This is a genomic window from Pseudarthrobacter sulfonivorans, from assembly GCF_024391045.1.
GTDB lineage: Bacteria > Actinomycetota > Actinomycetes > Actinomycetales > Micrococcaceae > Arthrobacter > Arthrobacter sulfonivorans_B.
The window spans coordinates 1-4,867 of the sequence record NZ_JANFCZ010000047.1 but is presented as its reverse complement, the minus strand read 5'-3'; the positions used below and the strand labels follow the sequence as shown (position 1 = coordinate 4,867).

The window sequence follows — 4,867 nt, the reverse complement described above, 5'->3', positions numbered from 1 at the left end:
TGTCCGTTCTCAATGTAGTTGTCAGTCGCGACGTGGGAACTGACAGGTTGGATGAGAGAAATCTGGCGGATTCTTTCTCATTCAATCTGTCAGTTCCGTAAGTGGTTTGGGGCTCGCGGCGTGGGTGGGGAAGGCCTAGGCGAGCCACTCGATGCCGCGACGGGATAGTCTTCGGAGCGCGTTTTCGATCCGCTGCGCAGCGCGGCGTCGTTGGCTCTCACCGGTGCGGAAGATCGTGCGCGCGATTTCACTGGCGACCCGATCGCGCCTCTGCCCGGCTGGGTGTGCGGGATTCTGGATCCAGTCTTTGAAGGCGGGGCGGGTGATGAGGCGGGCGATTTTCACGGTTTCCGGATAGATCAGCATTTCGTACTCGTGTCTTCCGGCCCGGGCCGCGCGTTCTTCGAGGGTGGAGAGTGCGATGCCGGCACTGGCACATTCGCTCGCGGTCAGCATGGCGGGGGTGCCGACGTGGATTCCGCGGGAGACCAGGGTGGACCTGAAGTGGCGTTCCGCGGCGACCAGTTCGGGCAGTTGGCGGATGTCGAGCTGAACTTGGCCGATCCATCGCCGGTGAGCGACGCAGACCCAGCCGGTTGACGGAGTCCGGCCGACTCGCAGGTTTCCATTGCCGCAGCGCAGACATAGCTCCCGCACGATGACCGGGTGGCCGCCGATAGACTGCTTCGGGTCGAAGGCCCGGTCGTGGAGTCCGCCCAGCGCTCTCCATGTTTGAAGGCGTCCGGGGTGCAGCCGAGTACGGGATTTGGGCATTATGCCGGCCTTCCGGAGGGCGTTTTCGATTTGTTCGACGCTGGTGCCGTTGCGTTGTGCGTGGCGGGTGGCGTAGTTCTCGATGCCTTCGCCGTGGGTGAGGCGGGTCGGGACCGGTAGGGGTCCGAGGTTCACTGGGCCATCCTGAGTCCATGTTTCTTGGACTTTGAGGCGCTGGATCTGCTGTGTGATCGGTGGTGCTCCTGGGCTGCGTAGTCCGTGGCTGTTGCTTCGAGCCGGCGCCGGTCGATCTTTTCGGTGCCGTCGAGGATCGCGCCGATGGCTGCGTCCGAGAGAAGGCCGCGAAGGGCGCCGATGCTCCCGCCGGTCCGGTCCCAGAGGTAGTGAGACTCCTCGACAAGGGACTCTGGTATGTGCGCGGCCAGCGGTAGGAGGTTTTCGACTCCGAGCACCAGGTCGGCCCACGATTCACGGTTCTCTTTCGTCCCGATGGAGTATGGGGTCATCTCGTGGAGGATCATGCGGGCTTTGATCTGTCGGCCCATTTCGCCAGCGAAGAGGTCGGTTGTCGGAAGATCGATTCCGGCGTAGAGGAAGGTCGCGTCCAGACGGTCCGCGAACTGTTTAAGGGTGCTGGCGGCTTCGGCTCCGGCCTGCCTGTTCGTCTTGAGGTTGTGCACTTCGTCGACGATCACCAACGACGTGCCCAGGGTGCGCAATACGGCTACGACCTGCTCGGCGAGCATCGGTGCCGTGGCCCGCTGGAGCACGGGCAGTCCGAGCCACTGCGCGAAGGCCTGCATGAGCATTTTCGGCGTCGTGGCAGGCGGGACAACGGTGTAAACCACAGGCGCGAACTCTCGGTCGTCCTCGCGTCCGAGTCGTTTGCGCTCTGATCTGTCGTGGCGTTTGCCTAGAAGCAGAGCCGCCGTCGATTTCCCCATTCCTGCGGCGCCCGAGATGGCGATGCCCCGCCTGGCGGTCGCCGTGCTGGCCGCGTTGCGGGCTATGGCAATTCGGGCTTGCCGGGAGAGTGCCTGTGTGTCTGTGGTTTCCAGGACAGTGTCTGCTGCGAGCCATGCGAACCGGGTGCGGTCGTAGGCAGACTTCGCCTCAACGGAGAGTGCCTGCACTTCTGACAGCGTCCAATTTAGGGGCTCTTCAGGTAAATGCGCGACGAAATCGCGCCAGGCCGCCAGGCTATCTGGGATGGCGATGTCTCAGTCCTCCAGAAGATCGATGCGTCGCCCGTGGCGGCGGCGCCGGGGAAATTCGACGATGACTGGGTCCGGCGCCCGGATCGGCGCCACCGGCGTAGCGGTGGGTTCGGTGATCGGGTCCGGCCCGGCCTCCTGTTCCGGGACGGCCGACGGTGTTGTGTGAGTGCGTTGTGTGGCTTGGCGCTCGGCGCGCCCCGTGGGAGCGGTCAGGATCCGATTGATCTCGGCAAGAAGATCCCTGCCGGCCACCGTCTCGCCTCGCCTGTCGATGGCTTTCTTCGCGGCGGCAAGGACATCGCGGGAAAAGGGTCCCACAAGGTGCGTGGACAGGGTCCACTTCGCCTCGATCCACTGACCCTTCTTGTGGTCACGGACGTAGATCGACTGGAGTCTGTAAGGGTCATACCGAACTTCCCAGCGTCCGTCGGCCGGAGAAGGGAGCCCGGAAGGGACACAACGGTACGGGTGAAAGCCCGGATTGTCGTAGTGGAGGCCGTGGAAGTTGATTCCGTAGGCCTGGATCGAACGCCATTCGACAGGCAGGAGGGCGATGTAGTCGTCCCGGGTGAGGGCTACGGGGATCTGTGGCGCGACGCTGGCCAGGGCGGCAAAGGCCTCGTTCGGAGTGAGGTCCTTCTTCGGCATGGCAGGGTGCCGCAGCCCCGGGTGCGGACGGTTCTGCCAGACGGCCACGAGCCACCAGTCCAGCAGGTTCTGCACTTCGGCGAGGGTGAATATCGCCTCGGCGGCCGGGTCCTTGCCCCGCCGGACCACGTTCGGGCCGGTGTAGCCGGCCAGATACTGGGTGAACCCTGTGTTGACACCGGCAAAGAACCGTTCGATGTGGGGCTTGTCCGTGGGCGTCCGAGGGGCCGCTTTGGTGATGCTGATCTGCAGACGCTCGCAAGCTGCCGTGAAGGTCGAGCCGACAAAGACCTTGCCACGGTCGACCGTGATGGATTCGGGCACAATGACCGGCTTGGCGGCGATAGCGGAGCGCATATCCTCGTCGCGCGGAAGCATCCCAGGCGGGAGAACGGATCGTGAATAGCTTAACGATGCATCCCATCCCGGCTGCATCGGCAGGGGAGTCATGGCACGGGCAAGCAGCACGGCCGCGTCCACGGCTTTCGTTGCCACCGGCCGAAGGATGGCCGCCAACGGGGTGCGCGTGGCGATGTCCAGTGCGAAAGTCAGGTCCACGCGTCCGCTGCTGCCGTCCGGATAAACGACCATGAGGTCCATCGGCGTCGAATCGATCTCCACGAGCTCGCCGGGGCGGGATGGGCTTTGGCGTCCCCAAGGCCTGTCCGGCCGGTTTCCTTGCGTCCGGCGCGTGGTCGCGTTTCCGAAGGGGTGCCTTGAACCCTCGATTTTCTTCAGAATGCGGTAGAGCGTTGCATCGGACGGCACGGCGAGATCCGACTTGGCTGCGGCCGCCCGAACCCGAGCAATAACGCGAGATCGCGTGCCCGTCGAAGCATCCTTCTGCCCAGACACTTCAGCCTCGACCAGTGCAAGAACCCTGGAGTCGGTTCGCCCGGCCACGCTCACCTGGCGGGTGGCTCTGCCGTCAGCGAGGCCCCCGATGCCATGCGCCCGGTATTCGGCGATATGGCGGAACATTGTCCGCTCAGTCATGGCCATCCCACGGGCAGCGAGTTCCGTCAGCTTGGCTTCGATCCGGACTTGCAAGGGGTTGGCGAGATCGTATTCTGGCTTCGGGTTCGTGCCGGGCAGTGACCCTGGAGGAATCCCGTGGAGCACTTCGTGGACGTGCCGGTGAAGGGCAAGGACACCGTCACGGGTGCCGGGGGAGAGCGTCTCCAGAGCCGCAGCATTGTCCAGCGAGAGGAGGGACGGGGGATCATCCGGCAAGTACGAATCATCGATCAACAGATCGGCCACCGGAACTCGTCGGATGCGATTGGTAGCAAGATTCTTCAAGGCCAGCTCGGGCCCGTCCTGGGCTACAACCTGCCAGGATCCTGCGTCGAACTGGATGAAATCGAAAAGGCGGACGGACTTCACGACGCAGCCGCCAGTCTCGGCATCGGCGACTTTTCCTGGGCCTGGGCGATCCAAGTCTCCATCGACAATGGCTCGTCCAGGCCGACTTGGAGGACCCCAATGAAGGCCAGATGCAGCAGATGGGCCTGAACGGTGGAAGGTTCGAGCCGCAGCATTCGCGAAGCGCGCCGCACGCCAGCGGACACGGAGACACCCGAACCGACTGCTTCCATGATCGCGGGCACGATCGTGCTGGGCGGAGCGTATCTGTGAAGCCGGTATCCAGAGAGCCAACGAAGATTCGAAGCCGCCGGCTCTGCCATCCCCGAGAACACCTGGTAGTCCCAGCCAGCCTCATCGCACAACGCCCGGGTCAAGGAAAACTGACGGGCCCCGGCCTCCAGATGGTCCGGGTGCCGCACATCCACGACCCGTCCGCCGCCGTCACGAAGCCGCAAAAAGAAGTCCGGCACATGGCCGCGGGCACTGTCAGTCCCTTGAGGCCACAGCACAGCAAACGGCTGGGACGCGATCCCGACAACGTCCCTGTCATAGTCGGCAAGCATCAGGAAATCCCGCTCCAGCAGACTCTCAAAGCCCACATGCGAGCACGTCGTGCCGGACCACCACGAACCCTCGTAATTCCGCTTGCCGGGCCAGGAAAAAAAGGAACGGACCGGCAGCGAAGATTCCAAGCGCAGCGATGCGCAAGCCGGCAACACCGGCTCATCCAGGATGCGTCCATCCAACCGCGCGAGAATCCGAGCCGAGTCAGTCGCATTCAACGGCAGGGACCCCAAAGCCTCACATTCAGCCACGCTGACAACTTAACTGAGAATCGTCTGTAATCCGTTAACTGACACGTTGAATGCGAAAACTGACATCTGGAATGAGAACGGACA

4 protein-coding genes are annotated in these 4,867 nt (G+C 63.5%); all 4 read right to left on the bottom strand.

The annotated features are described in order from the left end of the window. Positions 1–135: 135 nt before the first annotated feature. Positions 136–909: a hypothetical protein gene (locus NQJ30_RS18735; protein ID WP_255771825.1), complete on the bottom strand. Its 774-nt coding sequence runs from the start codon at positions 907–909 to the stop codon at positions 136–138. Next, positions 906–1,868: an ATP-binding protein gene (locus tag NQJ30_RS18730; protein WP_255771824.1), complete on the bottom strand. Its 963-nt coding sequence runs from the start codon at positions 1,866–1,868 to the stop codon at positions 906–908. Before NQJ30_RS18730 ends, NQJ30_RS18735 begins: the two co-directional genes overlap by 4 nt. A gap of 87 nt (positions 1,869–1,955) precedes the next feature. Beyond that, positions 1,956–3,986: a Mu transposase C-terminal domain-containing protein gene (locus NQJ30_RS19095; protein WP_255771822.1), complete on the bottom strand. Its 2,031-nt coding sequence runs from the start codon at positions 3,984–3,986 to the stop codon at positions 1,956–1,958. Next, positions 3,983–4,714: a TnsA-like heteromeric transposase endonuclease subunit gene (locus NQJ30_RS18720; protein ID WP_255771821.1), complete on the bottom strand. Its 732-nt coding sequence runs from the start codon at positions 4,712–4,714 to the stop codon at positions 3,983–3,985. Before NQJ30_RS18720 ends, NQJ30_RS19095 begins: the two co-directional genes overlap by 4 nt. Positions 4,715–4,867 lie beyond the last annotated feature (153 nt).